Origin of the sequence: Ruegeria hyattellae (genome assembly GCF_041537925.1) — a bacterium.
Lineage (GTDB): Bacteria > Pseudomonadota > Alphaproteobacteria > Rhodobacterales > Rhodobacteraceae > Ruegeria_C.
In genome coordinates, this window is record NZ_JBGOSH010000012.1 from 88,837 (window position 1) to 106,180 (window position 17,344).

Sequence of the window (17,344 nt, forward strand, 5' to 3'; positions counted from 1 at the left end):
AAGGGCTGGAAATGACCCGAATTGCACCCGCACTCTGCGCCGTCGCGGCGCTGGCCGCCGGAGGGCTATGGCTGAGTCAGAAATCAACTGTCTCGCTGGTCGGCGCCGCCGAGGCGCAACAGACAGAAACCATCGTCGATATGGTCCAGGGCGCTCAGGATGCGCCGGTCGAGATCATCGAATATGCCTCCTATACCTGCCCGCATTGCGCCAATTTCCACGAAGGGCCGTATAAGCAGCTCAAAAAGGATTTCATTGATACTGGCAAGGTCAGGTTCATCTATCGCGAGGCCTATTTTGATCGTCCCGGCCTTTGGGCCTCGATGGTTGCGCGTTGCGGCGGGCCCGATAAGTTCTTTGGCGTCACCGATCTGATCTTTGAAAAACAATCCAGCTGGGCGCGGGCGGATGGCCCCCAGGAGATCGTGAAAGAGCTGACCAAGATCGGGCGTCTGGCCGGGATCAAGGATGAACAGCTGCAGGCCTGTCTACAGGATGGCGAGAAGGCGCAGTCGCTTTATGGGTGGTATGAAGACAATTTCAAGCGCGACAATGTGCGGGCGACCCCCAGCTTTATCGTCAATGGAGAGATGGTGCAGAACCCCGGTTCTTACGACGCGTTCAAGACGCTGATTGAGGCAGAACTGGGCAGCTGATCACCGCAATCAGGCCTGTTCACGCAAAACCCCGGCGATTGTCCGGGGTTTTGTCATTCAGGGGGGTGGCGCCTTTTTCAGCATCCGGTCACGAATCTCTTCGGCAGCCTCGACCTGCAGCCGGACCGGCAGAGTGATGACCTTGCGCCGAAAAGCAGTGGGCAGCCGGGCGGCATCCTTTTCGGTGGTGACAAGCTGCGCGCCCAGATGCTGCGCCTCTTTTTCCAGTCGTGTAAGCAGCGCCAAGGTCAGCGGCTGATGGTCGTCCAGCTCTTTGCCGCGTTTCAGGTTGGCACCTTGCGCGCGCAGGGTGCGAAAGAACTTCTCGGGATGACCGATGCCCGCAAAGGCCAGCACCGGCAGCCCGGTCCAGTCCATTCCGGTCTGCAAGGGTTTCAGCGTGCCGCGCGCATGTGGCACGGACAATGCCGCGCCCCAACTGGCAGCGAAGAGGTCCTGCACGTCGGGTTCGCCAATCGACATCACCAGGTCAGCCCGCTTCAGCCCCTCATCCACCGGTTCGCGCAGTGGCCCGGCGGGCAGGCAGAGACCGTTACCAAAGCCGATCGCGGCATCTACCACCACGATCGAGAAATCCTTGGCCAGCGCGGGGTTCTGGAACCCGTCATCTAGCACGATCACGGTGGCCCCTTCAGCGGCGGCAGCCTGAGCGCCGGCCTCTCTGTCGCGGGCGACCCAGACCTCGGCAAAGGCGGCGAGCAGCAACGGCTCGTCGCCTACCTGGCCTGCGCGATGGCGCGCCGGCTCGACCCGGACCGGCCCGACCAGACTGCCGCCATAGCCGCGGCTGACCACATGTGGCTCATGCCCGGCATCGCGTAGCTGATCCACGACCCAGATCACAGTGGGCGTCTTGCCTGTTCCGCCTGCATTCAGGTTGCCGACGCAGATCACCGGAACACCGGGCGCACTGCCGGGTCGCTGCTTCAGACGGCGCGCGGTCATCCGGCCATAGATCGCACCCAACGGCGACAGCAGTCGCGCCCGCCAATCCAGCGCGTCGGGCGCGGTGTTCCAGAACTCAGGCGCGCGCATGATCAGGCCTGCTTTCGTCCAGTTTATCCTGGATCAGGTCGATTAGCTGATCGGTTAGCTGCGCCCCTTCGGTCACCACCTGCCAGCCCGCTAGCGCCATCTCGGCGGCGTAATCGGGCGACAGCAGCCGCACGATCCCATCCGCCAGCGCGGTGGCGTCCTGTACCGATTGCGCGGCGCCCGCAGCGGCCAGCCTGACATAGCTGCTGCGCTGGGTGCCGATATTGGGACCATGCAGAACGGCCGAGCCAAGCGCCACCGCCGTCAGCGGATCGCGGCCGCCCGCGCCCGACACCAGAGAACTGCCCATGAAGGTCAGTGGCGCGATCCGGTACCAGAGGCCCAGATCGTCGGGTTCCGTCGTAAGGATGACCTGTATGTTGTCCTCGATCTCGTCGCCTGCATCCCAATCGGCGCAGCGCAGGTCTGCCGCCTCAAGCTGAGCGCGCAGGTATGACGATTCCTTGGGATTGGCCACATGCAGCACCAGCAACAGCCGGTGCAATAGGCGCAGCGCATTGCGATGGGCGGTTTCGACATATGGAAACTCGCTTTTCTGGGTCCAGGCCGACAGCCATACGGGGCGACCGGCAAGAAGCTGGGTGGTCTTGACCAGCTCTTCTTCGGGCCACGGGGTGGGATTGGGGCTGGCCCGCAGCTCGGCCGAGACCGACACCTTTGAGCTGATGACGCCCAGCCGCCTAATGTCGCGGGCGGCGCGCTCCCCACTGGCCAGGACGGTGCCAAAACAATCCAGCGTCGTGCGCATCAGGTCCGGCAGCCACTGGTGCTTGCGCAGTGTCAGTTCGGCCTCGTTCACATCCAGCAGCACCAACGCCACCTGCCGCGTGGCGGCCAGGCTGATCAAGTTCGGCTGCAACCCGCCCCCCGCCCAGAGGCACATATCCGGCTGCCAATGGTCCAGAAACGCGCGCGCTGCCGTGGGTTGGTCTGAAGGTAGTGCGATCATATTCGCGCCGACGCCGCCCCAGGCGCGGATCTCGTTCTCGGTCGGGGCGGTAAACAGCACATGCAATTCCGGCCGCTGCGCCAGCAGCCTGCGACACATCTCAGCCAGCACTGTAAACCGGTTGCGCGTCGTGACATGCACCCATAACAGCTCGCCTCGGGGCCGGGGCGGTAATTCACCTTCGGGCACCTGCCCACCGCGCCATGACAGGACGCGATATGCTGCAAGGCTGAGTGAGCGGGCCAAACCCTATCCCAGCTCTTCCGTTGACGAGGCTTCGGCCTCTTCGTCACGCAGGCGGTGAATATGGGCGATGAAATAGCGCATATGGGCATTGTCCACGGTGCGCTGGGCTTCGGCCTTCCAGGAGTCATAAGCGGATTGATAATCGGGGTACATGCCCACGATATGAATGTCGTCGACATCCTTGAAAACGCTTTTGGTCGGGTCGACCAACTCGCCGCCAAACACGAGATGCAGTCGCTGTGCCATGCGGAAATCCTTGTCTCATGGTCATGGGGTCGCCCGGCAACCTAAGGAAATCATGCGTCGGGTCAAGCGGATGGCGGGTTTTCAGCCCGCGCTTCCGGCTGTCGGTATCAGCGCGCCGGTCAGCTCTCGATGCACTGCAAGGCCGCCCGCGACAACCCCGTCGACCTGCGCCGACGGGCTGTTGAACCTGAGCGGCGCGCCGTTGCGGTCGGTGCATCCGCCACCTGCCTCGCGCAGGATCAGGTCGCCCGCCGCGATATCCCATTCCCAGCTGCGGCGCAGGGTCAGCATCCCGTCGAAACGTCCCTGCGCCACTAACGCTAGACGATAGGCCAGCGAAGGACGATAGCTGCGTTCGAAGCCAGGCGGCTGGCCCGCTTTCCAATGCCGCCCGCCCATGTTGGGGCGCGCCGACAGGATATCGGCTTGCGCAAGCTCTTCGGTCTCTGACACCGCAATCGGTTCGCCATTCAGTGTCGCCCCCTCACCAGCGGCGGCACAATAGAGCAAGTCGCGCATCGGCAGATAGATCACTGCGGCCGTGACGATCCCGTCCTGCGCGACGGCGAAGGAATGCGCCCAGGTCGAGGAGCCCTCGGTAAAGCTGCGGGTGCCGTCGATCGGGTCGAGGATAAAGACATGGGATTTGTCCAGCCGCGCGTCGCTATCCTCGCTCTCTTCGCTTAGCCAGCCATAGTTGGGCCGCGCGGCTCGCAGTGTGTCCTCAAGCATTCGGTTTACCGCCAGATCGGCCTCGGTCACCGGTCCGGCGCCATCGGGCTTGTCCCAGCTTTGATGGTCGCGTTTGAAATAGCTGACGGCGATTCGCCCGGCCTCGTGGGCGGCTTGGGTCAGCAGGGGCAGGTCAGTTCCCGGCAAGGGTCATCCCTTCGATCAGCAGGGACGGCACCACGCGCGACAGGTAGGTGCGCGCGTCATCGGCCGGAATGATCCGCAACAACATGTCGCGCAGATTGCCCGCGATGGTGCATTCATTGACAGGATAGGCGATCTCTCCGTTTTCGACCCAGAAGCCCGACGCGCCACGTGAATAGTCGCCGGTATTGGGATTGATGGTGGACCCGATCATCGACGTTACCAGTAGACCGGCGCTCATGTCCTGCATCAGATCGGCGCGGGATGCCGTCCCTTGCGTCAGCGACAGGTTCCAGCTGCTGGGTGAGGGCGGTGAGGAAACACCGCGCGTCGCGTTCCCGGTCGAGGCCATGCCCAGTTTGCGGGCGCTGGCCAGATCCAGCGTCCAGCCGGTCAGCACGCCGTTTTCGACAACCAGGCGGCGGCGGGTAGGCAGCCCTTCGGCATCAAAGGGGCGTGAGCCGGAGACGCGGGGGCGATGTGGGTCTTCGATTAGCGACAGACCCTCGGGCAACACCTGCTTTCCCAGCCCGTCCTTCAACCAGGACGCGCCGCGCGCGACCGAAGATCCGTTGCAGGCCGCCATCAGATGGCCGATCAGCGAGGATGAAATCCGTTCATCGAACAGGACCGGAAACGTGCCGGTCTGCGGTTTGCGCGCACCTTGCAGGCTGACGGCGCGTTCGGCGGCCAGGCGCCCGATCTCGGCCGCGCTGCGCAGATCGCTTTGATAGGTGCGGCTGTCGCCGTCATAGTCGCGCTCCATGCCGGTGCCGGTGCCCGATATCGCCACGCAGGAGAGCGACCTGCCGGTACGTGTATAGCCGCCCGAAAACCCGTTGCTGGCGGCCAGATGCACGCGGTGTTCGCCATAACCCGCTGCCGCATCCGAGACCTGGCTCACCCCATCCACCGCCATCGCGGCGGCCTCGGCGGCCAGCGCGTCCTGCATCAGTGCTTCGGGCGAGGGCGGATCGGAAGGGTCGGCAAGATCCAACGCATCGACCGAGACATCCGCAGCCAGATTGCTGGCGTCTGCCAGCCCGCAAAACGGGTCCGCAGGCGCTTCGCGGGCCATAGCAACGGCGCGTTCGGCCATCATCCGCAGCGCTTCGGGGCGCATGTCCGAAGACGAGACCAGCGCTTGCCGCTGGCCCAGCAGGACCCGCAGACCAAGATCGGCATCCTCGGAACGCTCGGCATGTTCCAGCGCACCCTTGCGCACCTCGACCGAGACCGAGCTGCCCTGCAGCACGATCGCATCCGCCGCGTCGGCACCGGCGGCGCGCGCTGCCTTCAGCAGATCATGGCAGATATTTCCGGGATGCTGTGTCATTCGGTGATCTTTCAACTTTGGCTTTCCCCGGACCTAGCCCCGTAGGTGCACGGCTTCAAGGCGGGACGGGGATGGTCCGAATGGAAACGGGCCGCGCAGGCGGCCCGTCTGGTGTCATGGCGCGGGGATCACTTGATCCGCTGCCCATTGGCCGAGATATGGCCCTCATTGTTGATCTCGATTTCCGATTTCAGCGTATCAGGCGCGTCACCCGGCACCGCCAGCATACCCATCATCATCCGGGCGCCCATGGCATCCTGTTCCTTCAGTAGCCCCATGCCGATCAGCTTGTCGATCAACGCGTTGGCGCCAGTCAACTCCAGATTGGCCACGCCAATAGGTGCGGGCATCCCGCCGAATTCCTCGGTGTTTGTGTTGTCAAACGCAAACGCGCCAGTGCCCGAGAGCGTGGCGCCGACCATCGAGACCAGCAACTGCTTGATGTTGAGCGTTTCAAGCTGGCCTGGTGCCGCTTCGGTGGCCTCCAGCGTTTCCGCCACTGCCGGGTCCATGAAGTTGACCAGCACCGTCGCGGTGCCTTCGGTGTCCAGCGCCACGGTCGCGGGATCACGCGGCAGCGCGCCTGCGGGGTCGAACATGCTCCACAAGATGTCGGACATGGTGAAGTCGGTCAGTTCCATCCCAAACGCAAAGGGCTGCGGAGTGTCACCGGCCTGAACCGGGAATTCAAAACTCAGCCCGGCCCCGGCCATGGCCATTTCGATCGGGAAGGGCAGATCGCTCGATGTCACCGCAAGTTTGGTGTCGTTCTGCATCACGTCATATTTGATCTGCGCGTCCGTCATCGCGACGTCGAACGTCCCACCCTGAGAATTGCTGGCAAGCGTGAACGGACCTTCCTCGGCGTTGCCGCTCACATTGGTGTTGCCCTTCTCAAAGGTGAACCCGCCCGCGAAGTTGAAACCCGATTCCATCAGGCTCTGATAATCCGCCGCGTCCCATTCCTTGGGCAGCACGCCGCTGCCGGTAAAGCCCAAGCCCTCCATTTGACCGGCAATCAGGGCCTTCTCGTCGCTTTCGGGGTCGTCGAACGCCATCTCATAGCTCAGCGCCGCCGCCTTCATGGTCTGGGCCACGTCGCGCATGTCGCCGATTTTCATCTGCGATGACCCGGTGACGCCGCTAATCGTCATCAGCGCCTTGAGCGCGTCGGGGGGCATGACCTCGTTCGCGTCGGTCAGCGAAGTCAGTTCCACCGTGACCGTATCGGCGGCATAGTTATAGGTCATGTCATCGGGGACACCGGAGACCGTCATCTCCAGGTTTTCCTGCGAATAGGTCAGTTCGACCTGAAATTCGCCCTCGTCCGGGCTGTTGAAGTCGAGGGTCAGCGGAAACGAGTCGGGGAGGCCGATGGCAACCGAACCGTCGCCGTTTTCGGTCAATGTCATTTCCGGGATGGTCATGACGAAGTTGCCGTCCTCTTCGGGCAAATGCATCGACATCGCCAGATCCGTGATGGTGGTGACCGCGCCAGAGGTGGCTTCCGAGGCGCTGACCTCATACCCCATGCCACCCATATAGGCCTGCCAGTCGGCCCAGACATCCTGGGCGGTCAGATCCGCCGACGCGCCCTGTACGGCAATGGCATAAACGAAGGCGGCTCCGCAGGAGCGGCGCAAAAATGTAGACATCGGGGAACCTTTCCAGATCAATTTTGCGCGCATCGTCCGTTCTTGGAGACCGGGCGTCAAGGGGTGCTGGGGCTGGACCGCCCCCTGCTGGTCAACTAAGTGTTTGCCAAGCGCCGCGACCAGGAGGATAGAGTGCCCGAAATGCAGGGAAAAACAGTATTGATTACCGGGGCCAGCCGGGGCATCGGCGCCCAAACCGCGCGCATCTTTGCCGAAGCGGGGGCGAATCTGGTGCTGGCGGCGCGGACCGGTCAGCATATCGAGGAACTGGCCGCCAAAATCGGTCACCGGGCAGTGCCGGTGGTCTGCGATGTGACGGATTACGCGCAGGTCGAGATGGCCGTGAACACCTGCATGCAAAGCTTTGGGCAGTTGGATGTGTTGATCGGCAATGCCGGGGCGATCGACCCGATCTCGCATCTTGCGGGCGCCGAGCCCGCCGCTTGGGGCCATATGATTGACATCAACCTCAAGGGCGTCTTCTACGGGATGCGTGCAGCCGTTCCAGTGATGCGGCAGACCGGCGGCGGCACGATCATCACGGTCAGTTCTGGCGCGGCCCATAACCCGATCGAAGCCTGGAGCCATTACTGCGCCTCGAAAGCGGGCGCCGCGATGCTGACGGGCTGCCTCGATCTGGAGGAACGTCATAACGGCATCCGTGCCATGGGCTTGTCGCCGGGCACCGTAGCCACCCAGATGCAGCGCGAGATCAAGGCCTCGGGCATCAACCCGGTCAGCCAACTGGACTGGGAGGATCACATCTCGCCGGACTGGCCCGCGCGCGCGATGCTGTGGATGTGTTCGACCGATGCCGATGAATTTGTCGGCACCGAAGTTTCGCTCCGTCAGGAAGCCATCCGTAAAAGGGTCGGGCTGATATGATCGAAGTGGATCGCAAGGACGGGCTTTGGACCGTGACCTTGAACCGGCCCGAGAAAGCCAACTCGCTGACCGGCGAGATGCTGAGTGATCTGGTCGAAATCGCCGCGGCTGCCACCGAAGCGCGGGCGCTGATCCTGACCGGCAGGGGCAAGGTGTTCAGCGCCGGTGCCGATCTGGAAGAGGCCAAGACCGGGGGGCTTGCCACCTCGGACCTATGGGAGAAGCTGTCGGGCGCGATTGCCGCGCTGCCGTGCCTGACGGTCGCGGCGCTCAACGGGACGCTGGCGGGAGGGGCGAACGGGATGGCGCTGGCCTGCGATCTGCGTATCGCCGTTCCCTCTGCAAAGTTCTTCTACCCGGTGATGAAACTGGGCTTTCGACCCCAGCCATCTGATCCCAAACGCATGGCGGCGCTGATTGGCCCGGCCCGCACCCGCTTGATCCTGATGGCTGGGCAGAAGATCACTGCGCAAGAGGCGTATGCCTTCGGTCTTGTGGATCGGATCGTTGAGCCGGATGCGCTTATGCAAACCGCGCGGGATCTGGTGGTTGACAGCGTGGCGGCGGATCCGGCCATCGCCAAAGCCATCGCAGAGCTTTGTCCATGAGGCTGTCCGGCCTGCATCTGCGCTGCGCCAATCCTGCGACGCTGGGTGGGTTCTATGGTGATATGCTGGGCATGAGGGCGCTTGGTGACGGGCGTTTCGGTTACGCCGGAGAGGATGCCGATCTGGTGCTGCATCCCGGCGGCGGCGGTTATACCCATGACCCCGGCCAGCGCTATTGGAAGATCGGCATCACGCTGACCAATCTCGATCATGCGGTGCGCGTGCTCTGGGACAAAGGCGTCGATGTGAGCGATCCCAAACAGTTTCTCGATATTGGTTACATGGCGCATCTGAGCGATCCCGAAGGGTTCGCGATCGAATTGCTGCAATGGGATTTCGAGGGCAACAGGGCGTCGGATGCGGGCGATCCCGAGGCACCGTTTGCCGAGGCAAGGATTGGCCAGATCACCCTGCGCAGCGGTGATGTTCAGGCCGATACCGTCTATTGGAAAGACCTAGGTATGCGGCTGCTTTCGTTGCAGGATGTCAGCGCCTACGGGTTCGACCTGCATTTCCTGGCCTTCACCGACGATCACCCACCGCTGCCCGATCTTTGGTCTGCGGGCAATCGTGAATGGCTGTGGCGGCGGCCTTATACGGTGCTGGAGTTCCAGCATGTCGAAAACGCGGTGTTTGCGCCGGTGCCCGATCTGCTTGGGATCGAGGTGGCGGGGCTGGAGCGTGACGGTACCGATCCCTCGGGGATACCGGTTTTACCGGGCTGATCACCGCATCCGGCGTCTGCCCGGCACTTTCGAACGGAAGCCGGGCGGTCGCTTTGCAACCCATGCGATGAATTTCACCAGCCTTGGATGCGCACGCAGGGCGGCCATGGTATCGAAGGACTGCGCCAGTTCTCCTTCGGTCAGGGTGGCATGGATCTCTCGGTGGCAGATATCATGCAACAAAACCGTCGGCCTGCCCTTGCCCCCTTTCAGTTTTGGGATCAGATGATGCAGGCTACCGGAGCCGGAAGGTATTGGACGCTCGCACAGGGGACAGACAGGATCGGACATGGAACTCGAATGACTTGTAGCAGGTGCACAGCATCCGCGAGCCTATCGCCGCGCGCAAGGGTGTTGCATGGGTGAGGCAGTGGTGATCGGAGCCGGTCCTGCCGGGCTGATGGCGGCCGAGGAACTGGCGCGCGCGGGTCACGCGGTACTGCTTGCCGACGCCAAGCCCTCTTTCGGGCGCAAGTTCCTGATGGCAGGCAAGTCTGGCCTGAACCTGACCAAGGATGAGCCGCTCGAACCGTTTTTGGCAGCCTATGGTGAGGCCGCCGAATGGCTGCGACCCATGATCGCCGAGTTTGATGCGGCCCACGTGATCGACTGGGCACGCGGGCTGGATCAGAAGGTCTTTACCGGCTCTTCCGGTCGGGTATTTCCGAACGTGATGAAGGCCTCGCCGCTGCTGCGGGCCTGGCTGGTGCGGCTCGACGGTTTGGGCGTGACCCGCTGCACCCGCTGGCGCTGGACCGATTGGCAGGAGGGCCGGGTGGGTTTCGATACCCCCGACGGGCCGCACGTGCTGCAGACCGATGCGGTGATCCTCGCGCTGGGCGGTGCAAGCTGGGCACGGCTGGGGTCCGACGGGAACTGGGCCGGAATTCTGCGCGACCGGGGCGTGGCGCTCAGCCCGTTTGCTCCGGCAAATGTCGGGCTGCTTGTAGACTGGTCGGTACATATGGAGGCGGTTCTGGGCCAGCCTCTGAAAGGCGTGGCGTGGAAGGCCGGGGACATCACCTCGCGTGGTGAGGCGGTTCTGTCCGCGCAGGGACTGGAAGGCGGCGGCGTTTACACGGTCAGCAAACCGGTGCGCGAGGGCGCGGAGCTGACCGTAGACCTACTGGCCGGATCCTCGGAAGAGGCCATTCACAAGCGGCTATCCGCACCGCGTGGCAAGGCTAGCCTTGGCAACCACCTGCGCAAGCGGCTGGGGCTGGATGCAGCGAAGCTCGCCTTGTTGATGGAGTTCGGCCGTCCGTTGCCAGACGCGCCGCTGGCTCTGGCACGGCTGATCAAGGCGCTGCCGGTCCGGCATGCCGGGCTGCGGCCGATGGATCAGGCGATCTCGACCGCGGGCGGCGTGATGCACGCGGCGCTGGACGAGGCCCTGATGCTGACGGCGGTGCCCGGCACCTATTGTGCCGGGGAAATGCTGGATTGGGAGGCTCCGACTGGTGGCTATCTGTTGAACGCTTGTCTGGCCACCGGGCGCTGGGCGGGCCGCGCCGCCGCCGCCCGACTGGACACCAAAGCCTAGGAGGCCATGGCCCTAACCCGTTGAAACGCCTCGCGTGCGCGGATGCCCTTTGCGTAATCTGCCAGTATCTGGTTCTCCAATGGGAATTTCGCGCCGATCGCCCAGTTCAGACAATGCACGCAGATGATGTCGGCGATCGTCATCTGACCGCCACAGAGATAGGGGCCGTCGATCCGCTCGGCCAGCCGGGCCGCATTGCCTGCAAATTCCCATTTCAGGCTGTCTTTGACGCCCGGATGCCGCTGCTCCTCGGGCAGGATGAAGGAATGCCGGGCTGCGGTCCACAGAACCGCGTCCAACTCATCCAGCAGCAAGTGCGTCGCTGCGTCCTGCTGCGCCCGCGCAACGGTGCCCGCCTTGTGGGTCAATGCGCGATGCCGGTCGCCCAGAAAGGTCATGATGGCGGTGGAATCGGTGACGTAATCGCCTTCCACCTGCAGCACCGGTACCTTGCCGGACGCGTTCAGCGCCGTGACCTCGGGGCTGCGCGGGGCAGCGGGTACCAGATTGTATTCAGCCCCGATCTCTTCCAGCATCCACAGGACCCTGAAGGTTCTGGTCATCGGTTTTCCGTAAACAGTGTACATCTCAGCTCCTGTGCGATTGCGGCTAAATGTGCCGCGATCCGGGGGAGGATCAAGGCAAAAACCGCGTTACCGCGCCCGGGCCAACATTGCCAGCCGGATCAGCGCACGTTCGACCAGCGCCATGGCTGGCGCCGTCTGCCCGGCCGAGCGCAGTTGCAGATCGGTGTCCGTCAGCAGCGTCAGCGCGGTTTCCAGCCGTGGCGCACCCCAATTCTTCGCCTGTCGCAGGATGCGGTCGCGGCGCTTGCCATAGACCGGCGGGCGCAACCGCCCGATCCCCTGCGCCGGACCGCCGGGATCGGCGGCGCAGGTGTAAAGCGTGCGGAAATGCCGTGTTGCCCCGATGCAGAGTGAAACGGCGGTGGTCCCCTGCGCCACAAGCCGACGCATCAGTGGGCCGATATCGCCCGGACGCCCCTCTGCCACGATATTGAGTACATCGTCCAGTCCGGCCTCACTGGATTGTGGCGCGCAGGTCTGGATGTCGTCCAGCGACAACTCTGCTTCGTCGCCGCGTTTGTAAAGAGCCAGCTTTTCCACCGTGCGGGCGAAATCGCCCGGTCCAATGTCGCCCGCCAGATCGACCAGCGCCGACATCGGCTCACGCGCAACGCCGCGAATGCCGGCCTCGGACAGGATGCGCTCGATCTCGGAGCGCGTCGGCGGATCGTCATAGATGCCCACCGCATAGGCGTTGGGATGGCTCTCGAACGCCTTGCGCAGCTTGGAGGATGGTTTCAGCTGCCCCGATGTGACGATGATCTGCGCATCGCCCTCGGCCCAGTCCGACAGCGCCGAAAGCACTGCGGGGGCGGCGGCATCCGTTGCCTCCTCGACGAACGCGCCACGCGGGCCGGGGAAGAACCCTACCGCCTTGATCGCGTCCAGCAGCAACGTCGGGTCTGAACGCAGATCGGAGCCCGTAAGCCGTGTCAGCCGTATCTCTTCATCGGCATTGGCGCCCAGCAGCGCGGCCAGGACCTGCTGCCGTTTCAGCGCCACCCGCATGGCGTCAGCGCCATAGATCAGGATGCCGGTCTTTGATGCGTCAGGACGTGCGAAGTAGCCCTCGGCGTCGCGCGGGCTCAGCTTCATGCGGCGAGGTCCGGCAAGCTGTAAAGCTCGGTGGTCAGTTGATCGGCGAGAATCACCATCAGGCGTTTGTTGGCGTCTTTTTCGCTGGCCAGCGTCTCGACCGTCGAGCCGGTCGCCGAATAGCCCACGAAATTCGACACATCACCGGAGGAGACAACCTCGCCATTGGCAACCCGGATCAGCGAATACTCTACCCGCCCCACGATCGCATAGCGCAGGATCGAGTTGTCGGCGGTGATCGCCTGGCCCTGGGTTCTAGTCGAAAGCGAGACATTCAGCCGGTATTCCGGGTTCGCCGCGCGGCCCAGATTACCCTCGAGGTTGCGCACCAGTAGATAGGTGTTTGGTGAATCGGGGGCCGAAACCTCGATCTTGCCATCCAGCAGGTTGGCATTGCCGCCCGGCGCGTAGACAGGAGAGAAACCGCAGGCGGCAAGCGCCAGCGGCAGCATCAGCAGAGTTCTGCGGTTAAATGACGACATTCACGATCCGGCCCGGGACAACGATCACCTTTTTGGGCGTGGCTCCGTCCAGCACCCGTTGCACAGCATCTTCCGAGAGGGCGCGCTTTTCAACCTCTGCCTTGTCCATATCTTTCGGAACGCTGATTTCCGCGCGGCGCTTGCCGTTGACCTGAATCGGCAGCGTGACGGTGTCATCGATCAGCATCGCCGCATCTGCCACCGGCCAGGGCGCGTTGGCGACCAGCCCGTCGCCGCCCAGCATCTGCCAGATTTCCTCGCTCAAATGCGGGGTCATGGGGGACATGAGCTGCGCCAGAACCTTGGCCGCCTGCGCCTTGGCTCCCGTTCCGGCCTTGGATTTGGCCAGCGAGTTGGTAAAGGCATAGAGCTTGGCGATCGAGGCGTTGAAGCCGAAGCTTTCAACCCCGCCGGTCACATCATGGATCGCCTTGTGCATCTCGCGCAGCAGCGCCTCGTCCTGATCATTTGCCGGATCGTTTGCCTCGGCAATCTCCGAGGCGATCCGGTGGACGCGGCTGAGGTGCTTATGCGCCGCCTCAGCACCCGAGGCGGTCCATTCCACGTCGCGTTCGGGTGGCGAATCGGACAGCACGAACCAGCGTGCAGTGTCAGCGCCAAAGGCCGAGATGATGCTGACCGGATCGACGACGTTTTTCTTGGATTTTGACATCTTGGCCGAGGGGATGATCTCGACCTCGGTGCCGTCGGCCAGTTTGCCGTCGGTCACATCCTCGGGCAGGTGATAGACCGGGCGGCCATTGGTGTCGCGGGTCTGATAGATTTCGTGCGTCACCATGCCCTGCGTGAAGAGCGCATCGAAGGGTTCGATGGCTTTTTTCGGCAAATGCCCGGTGATCTGCATCGCCCGCGCGAAGAAGCGGGAATAGAGCAGGTGCAGAATCGCATGCTCGATACCGCCGATATACTGGTCGACATTCATCCAGTATTCGGCGTCTTCCAGCACGGTTGGCGTTTCGGCCCGCGGGGCGGTGAAGCGGGCGAAATACCACGACGAATCGACGAAGGTGTCCATCGTGTCGGTTTCGCGTTTCGCGGGGGCACCGCAGCTCGGGCAAGTGCAATCGCGCCAGGTCAGGTGCCGGTCCAGCGGGTTGCCGGGTTTGTCAAAGCTCACATCGTCGGGCAGGCGGATGGGGAGGTTTTCTTTCTTTTCGGGCACTACCCCGCAGCTGCCGCAATGCACCACCGGGATCGGGCAGCCCCAGTAGCGCTGGCGGCTCAGCCCCCAGTCGCGCAGGCGGTATTTGGTGACGCCTTCACCCCAGCCGGCGTTTTCGGCAAAGTCGATGGTAGCGTCGATGGCCTCTTGCCCGGTGGCCTCGGTCAGACCGGTAAAGTGATCGACCCAGCGCACTTTCTGCTCTTTCGGTGGCACAAAGGCTTCGGCGGCAACTGGCGTGTCATCGTCCAGTGCAAAGAACGTGTCGATCACCGGCAGGTCGTATTTGCGGCAGAAATCAAGGTCGCGCTGATCATGGGCCGGGCACGCAAAGATCGCGCCGGTGCCGTAATCCATCAGAATGAAATTGGCGATCCAGACCGGAAGTTCCCACTCTGGGTTCAGAGGGTGCTTGACCAGGATGCCGGTGTCATAGCCCAGTTTTTCGGCGGTCTCGATGGCCTCTTCGGTGGTGCCGCCCTTGCGGCATTCGGCAACAAAAGCAGCGATTTCGGGGTTTTCGGCCTCCAATGCGCGCGCGATAGGATGATCGGGCGAGATGCCGACAAAGCTTGCGCCCATCAGAGTGTCGGGTCTTGTGGTGTAGACGGTGATCGGGTCGCCATCATCTGTGCGCTCAAAGGCAAATTGCAGGCCGCGCGACCTGCCAATCCAGTTTTCCTGCATCAGCCGCACTTTGGCGGGCCAGTTGTCGAGGGTGTCCAGCGCATCCAGCAATTCTTCGGAATAGTCGCTGATCTTGAAGAACCATTGCGTCAACTCGCGACGCTCGACCAAAGCGCCCGAGCGCCAACCGCGCCCGTTTTCGACCTGTTCGTTGGCCAAAACCGTCATATCGACCGGGTCCCAGTTCACCACGGCATTCTTGCGATAGACGAGGCCCGCGTCGAGCATGTCCAGAAACAGCGCCTGCTGCTGGCCGTAATATTCCGGATCGCAGGTGGCAAACTCGCGCGACCAGTCGATGGACAGGCCCAGTGGCTTCATCTGGCCACGCATGTCGGCAATATTGCCATAGGTCCAGTCCTTGGGGTGACCACCGATCGCCATTGCGGCGTTTTCGGCAGGCATGCCGAACGCGTCCCATCCCATCGGGTGGAGCACGTTATGGCCAGTGGCCAGCTTGTGGCGCGCGATCACGTCGCCCATCGTGTAGTTGCGCACATGGCCCATATGGATGCGGCCCGAGGGGTAGGGGAACATCTCGAGCACATAATACTTGGGTTTGTCCGCGCTGCGCCTAGCGGTGAAGATGCCGGCGTTGTCCCAGGCGTCCTGCCACTTGGCTTCGATATCGTAGGCGGAATAGCGCGACATGTGGTGCGGTCCTTGGTCAATGAAAACGCCGGGCGTTTGGCCCGGCGCGTTGATACTGTCTATGGGTCCGGGATTCTAGAGCCTGCCATCAGCGATGCGTAGCTGCCGCGCCCGCGACAGAATCGCATCCTCGACCGCACGGGCGGTGGCCTGGCTGACCGGGCCGCTGCGGGACTGAAGCGCCACGTTCAGCGAACGCGCCTCAAGTGCGGGGTCGCTGATATGGACCGTCGCGCGATAGGCCCGCCCGCCACCGGGTGGGGTTCCATATCCGGTCGAGATTACGCCGGTGAAGGGATCAACAGCTTCGACGGGCAGGAAATTGAGCACATCCAGCGAAGCCGCCCAGAGGTATTTGTTCACATCAACAACGTTTTCGGTGTTGGACGGCTTGAAAATGTCCCAGATTGTCGATCGGTTCTGGTCGTCACTTGAAACATCATCGGGTTTGCCGCCGACAAGGCGGTCGCTGTCGCTGGGCGCGTCCGAACTCAGCGCGGAGGGGCCACTACAGGACGCCAGCGCCACAAGGCTTGCGGCGAGCACAGCAAAACGGAAAGGGCCACTGGTCATTGGTCTACGTCCTGATAATCCGGTTGGCAGAGTTTTAGACAAGCCGCCGCGATGCAACAAGGCCGTATTTTCAGAGCCAATTTCGCTCTTTTTGCTTTGGCGTTGCCGGGGTGCCGCGATCACTGTGGCATCCTTGCACCACGTCGGGGAACAATTGGTCGAACGCGCGCTGCGATACTTGCGCTATCAGGTCGAAACGGGCGACACGATGCCCATGCTCAGGCCAGAGCCGTGAATGCGATGCGCTTGAGGCACTAAAGGAAACCCGAGGGAAAAAACGATGAAAAAGATTCTCTTCGCTTCGACCGCTCTGACCGCGATGGCAGTGGCCGATTTCGCGGCAGCGGACATCGCAAACATGGCGTTCAGCGGTTATGGCCGTTTTGGTCTGAAATATGACGGTGGCGCAGAAGGTGACGAAAAAGAAACCTTCCTGACCAGCCGCTTTCGTCTGAACATCGACGCCAATGCCGAAACCGATGGCGGCGTTGCCTTCTCCGCACGTGTTCGTCTGCAGGCTGACGCAAACCAGGACGGCACCGCGAACGCGGCGTCCCTGAACGGCGCGCGCTTCACCACACAGTACGAAGGCTTCCGCGTTGACGTTGGCAACATCGCCGGCGTGCTCGACAACCTTCCCGACTACTATGGTTACGAACAAGGTCTGACCTTCTTCACCGGTCAGTACGTTGGTGTTGACTTTGCTCTGGATGGCTACTCCTCGACTGGCGCAGGCGTGAACGGTATCTTCGCTCAGTACGCGATTAATGATTTCGCGATTTCGGGGTCCTACTCGCCTGAAGAAACCGGCGCTGGTGAACAGTGGGGTGTCAGCGGTGCTTGGGCGAACGATGCCTTCTCGGTCGCACTGGCTTACGCGTCAAACGAGCCGGGCCCTGACCCTGATGGTATTGGCGACACCGATATCTACGTTCTGACCGCAGGCGCGACCTTCGGCGCATTCGCTGGTACACTGTTTGTTGGTAGCGAAGACGCTGACAACGATGTGAACAATGAGTTCGACACCTTCTGGGGTCTGTCCGCCAACTATGAGCTGGGCACTGCAACTGACCTGAACTTCTCCTATGGTGACGGTGCCGGTTCCGGCGATACCCAAGCCTTTGGTATTGGCTTCGTTCAGGACCTCGGTGGCGGCGTTGCTCTCAAAGGCGGTGTTGCAAGCGTCAAAGAAGGTGGCGGTTCCAGCGACACCGTTGCCGACCTGGGTGTGAACTTCGCATTCTAAGCGATCACGACCTAACGGTTACAGATTTGGGCAGGTCT

General features: G+C 62.6%; 18 protein-coding genes. 6 read left to right on the forward strand and 12 right to left on the reverse strand.

Annotated elements, in window-relative coordinates:
• The first annotated feature begins 11 nt into the window (after positions 1-11).
• Positions 12-656, forward strand: a complete 645-nt coding sequence (locus tag AB1E33_RS22585; RefSeq protein WP_372579507.1) for a DsbA family protein — start codon at positions 12-14, stop codon at positions 654-656.
• A gap of 57 nt (positions 657-713) precedes the next feature.
• Here AB1E33_RS22585 and lpxK read toward each other — a convergent pair whose 3' ends face one another.
• The 6 genes from lpxK to AB1E33_RS22615 all read right to left on the reverse strand — a co-directional run bounded on the left by lpxK (position 714) and on the right by AB1E33_RS22615 (position 7,041).
• Complete coding sequence (gene lpxK / locus AB1E33_RS22590) at positions 714-1,712, reverse strand: tetraacyldisaccharide 4'-kinase (RefSeq protein WP_372579508.1); 999 nt, start codon at positions 1,710-1,712, stop codon at positions 714-716.
• A complete protein-coding gene (locus AB1E33_RS22595) occupies positions 1,699-2,928 on the reverse strand; it encodes a 3-deoxy-D-manno-octulosonic acid transferase (RefSeq protein ID WP_372579509.1) in 1,230 nt (409 codons plus the stop codon). Before AB1E33_RS22595 ends, lpxK begins: the two co-directional genes overlap by 14 nt.
• A gap of 3 nt (positions 2,929-2,931) precedes the next feature.
• Positions 2,932-3,174 (reverse strand): DUF4170 domain-containing protein, encoded by a 243-nt coding sequence (locus tag AB1E33_RS22600; protein WP_372579510.1) that lies wholly within the window; start codon positions 3,172-3,174, stop codon positions 2,932-2,934.
• A gap of 81 nt (positions 3,175-3,255) precedes the next feature.
• Positions 3,256-4,053 (reverse strand): inositol monophosphatase family protein, encoded by a 798-nt coding sequence (locus AB1E33_RS22605; RefSeq protein WP_372579511.1) that lies wholly within the window; start codon positions 4,051-4,053, stop codon positions 3,256-3,258.
• Positions 4,040-5,386, reverse strand: coding sequence for a TldD/PmbA family protein (locus tag AB1E33_RS22610; protein WP_372579512.1), 1,347 nt, complete (start codon positions 5,384-5,386; stop codon positions 4,040-4,042). The genes AB1E33_RS22605 and AB1E33_RS22610 overlap by 14 nt, the downstream gene beginning before the upstream one ends.
• Before the next feature lie 128 nt (positions 5,387-5,514).
• Positions 5,515-7,041 carry a DUF2125 domain-containing protein gene (locus tag AB1E33_RS22615; RefSeq protein WP_372579513.1) on the reverse strand — a complete coding sequence of 509 codons (1,527 nt, stop codon included), beginning with the start codon at positions 7,039-7,041 and terminating at the stop codon, positions 5,515-5,517.
• Positions 7,042-7,182: 141 nt separating this feature from the next.
• On the opposite strand from AB1E33_RS22615, the gene AB1E33_RS22620 reads away from it, so the two are divergent.
• From AB1E33_RS22620 to AB1E33_RS22630, 3 genes are read left to right on the forward strand one after another with little or no spacing between them, the layout of a single operon-like run.
• Positions 7,183-7,926, forward strand: a complete 744-nt coding sequence (locus tag AB1E33_RS22620) for an SDR family oxidoreductase (RefSeq protein ID WP_372579578.1) — start codon at positions 7,183-7,185, stop codon at positions 7,924-7,926.
• Positions 7,923-8,534 carry an enoyl-CoA hydratase/isomerase family protein gene (locus AB1E33_RS22625; protein ID WP_372579514.1) on the forward strand — a complete coding sequence of 204 codons (612 nt, stop codon included), beginning with the start codon at positions 7,923-7,925 and terminating at the stop codon, positions 8,532-8,534. Before AB1E33_RS22620 ends, AB1E33_RS22625 begins: the two co-directional genes overlap by 4 nt.
• Positions 8,531-9,259, forward strand: a complete 729-nt coding sequence (locus AB1E33_RS22630) for a VOC family protein (protein ID WP_372579515.1) — start codon at positions 8,531-8,533, stop codon at positions 9,257-9,259. The genes AB1E33_RS22625 and AB1E33_RS22630 overlap by 4 nt, the downstream gene beginning before the upstream one ends.
• Here the strand turns inward: AB1E33_RS22630 and AB1E33_RS22635 are convergent, their stop codons facing one another.
• Positions 9,260-9,550 carry an HNH endonuclease gene (locus tag AB1E33_RS22635; RefSeq protein WP_372579516.1) on the reverse strand — a complete coding sequence of 97 codons (291 nt, stop codon included), beginning with the start codon at positions 9,548-9,550 and terminating at the stop codon, positions 9,260-9,262.
• 67 nt (positions 9,551-9,617) lie between these two features.
• Between AB1E33_RS22635 and AB1E33_RS22640 the strand changes: the two genes are divergently transcribed.
• Entirely contained in the window at positions 9,618-10,802 is a 1,185-nt protein-coding gene (locus tag AB1E33_RS22640) for a TIGR03862 family flavoprotein (RefSeq protein WP_372579517.1), read from the forward strand.
• On the opposite strand, the gene AB1E33_RS22645 is transcribed toward AB1E33_RS22640, so the two are convergent.
• From AB1E33_RS22645 to AB1E33_RS22665, 5 genes are all read right to left on the reverse strand, one after another.
• Entirely contained in the window at positions 10,799-11,389 is a 591-nt protein-coding gene (locus tag AB1E33_RS22645; protein WP_372579518.1) for a glutathione S-transferase family protein, read from the reverse strand. The two genes, AB1E33_RS22640 and AB1E33_RS22645, sit on opposite strands and share 4 nt — an antisense overlap.
• 66 nt (positions 11,390-11,455) lie before the next feature.
• A complete protein-coding gene (gene holA / locus AB1E33_RS22650) occupies positions 11,456-12,484 on the reverse strand; it encodes a DNA polymerase III subunit delta (protein WP_372579519.1) in 1,029 nt (342 codons plus the stop codon).
• Positions 12,481-12,966 (reverse strand): LPS assembly lipoprotein LptE, encoded by a 486-nt coding sequence (lptE, locus tag AB1E33_RS22655; RefSeq protein WP_372579520.1) that lies wholly within the window; start codon positions 12,964-12,966, stop codon positions 12,481-12,483. Before lptE ends, holA begins: the two co-directional genes overlap by 4 nt.
• The gene (gene leuS / locus AB1E33_RS22660; protein WP_372579521.1) at positions 12,953-15,487 is read right to left on the reverse strand and encodes a leucine--tRNA ligase; all 2,535 of its coding nucleotides are present in this window, start codon (positions 15,485-15,487) and stop codon (positions 12,953-12,955) included. Before leuS ends, lptE begins: the two co-directional genes overlap by 14 nt.
• Before the next feature lie 75 nt (positions 15,488-15,562).
• Complete coding sequence (locus AB1E33_RS22665; RefSeq protein WP_372579522.1) at positions 15,563-16,060, reverse strand: DUF3576 domain-containing protein; 498 nt, start codon at positions 16,058-16,060, stop codon at positions 15,563-15,565.
• A 280-nt stretch (positions 16,061-16,340) separates the two neighbouring features.
• On the opposite strand from AB1E33_RS22665, the gene AB1E33_RS22670 reads away from it, so the two are divergent.
• A complete protein-coding gene (locus AB1E33_RS22670) occupies positions 16,341-17,306 on the forward strand; it encodes a porin (protein WP_372579523.1) in 966 nt (321 codons plus the stop codon).
• Positions 17,307-17,344 lie beyond the last annotated feature (38 nt).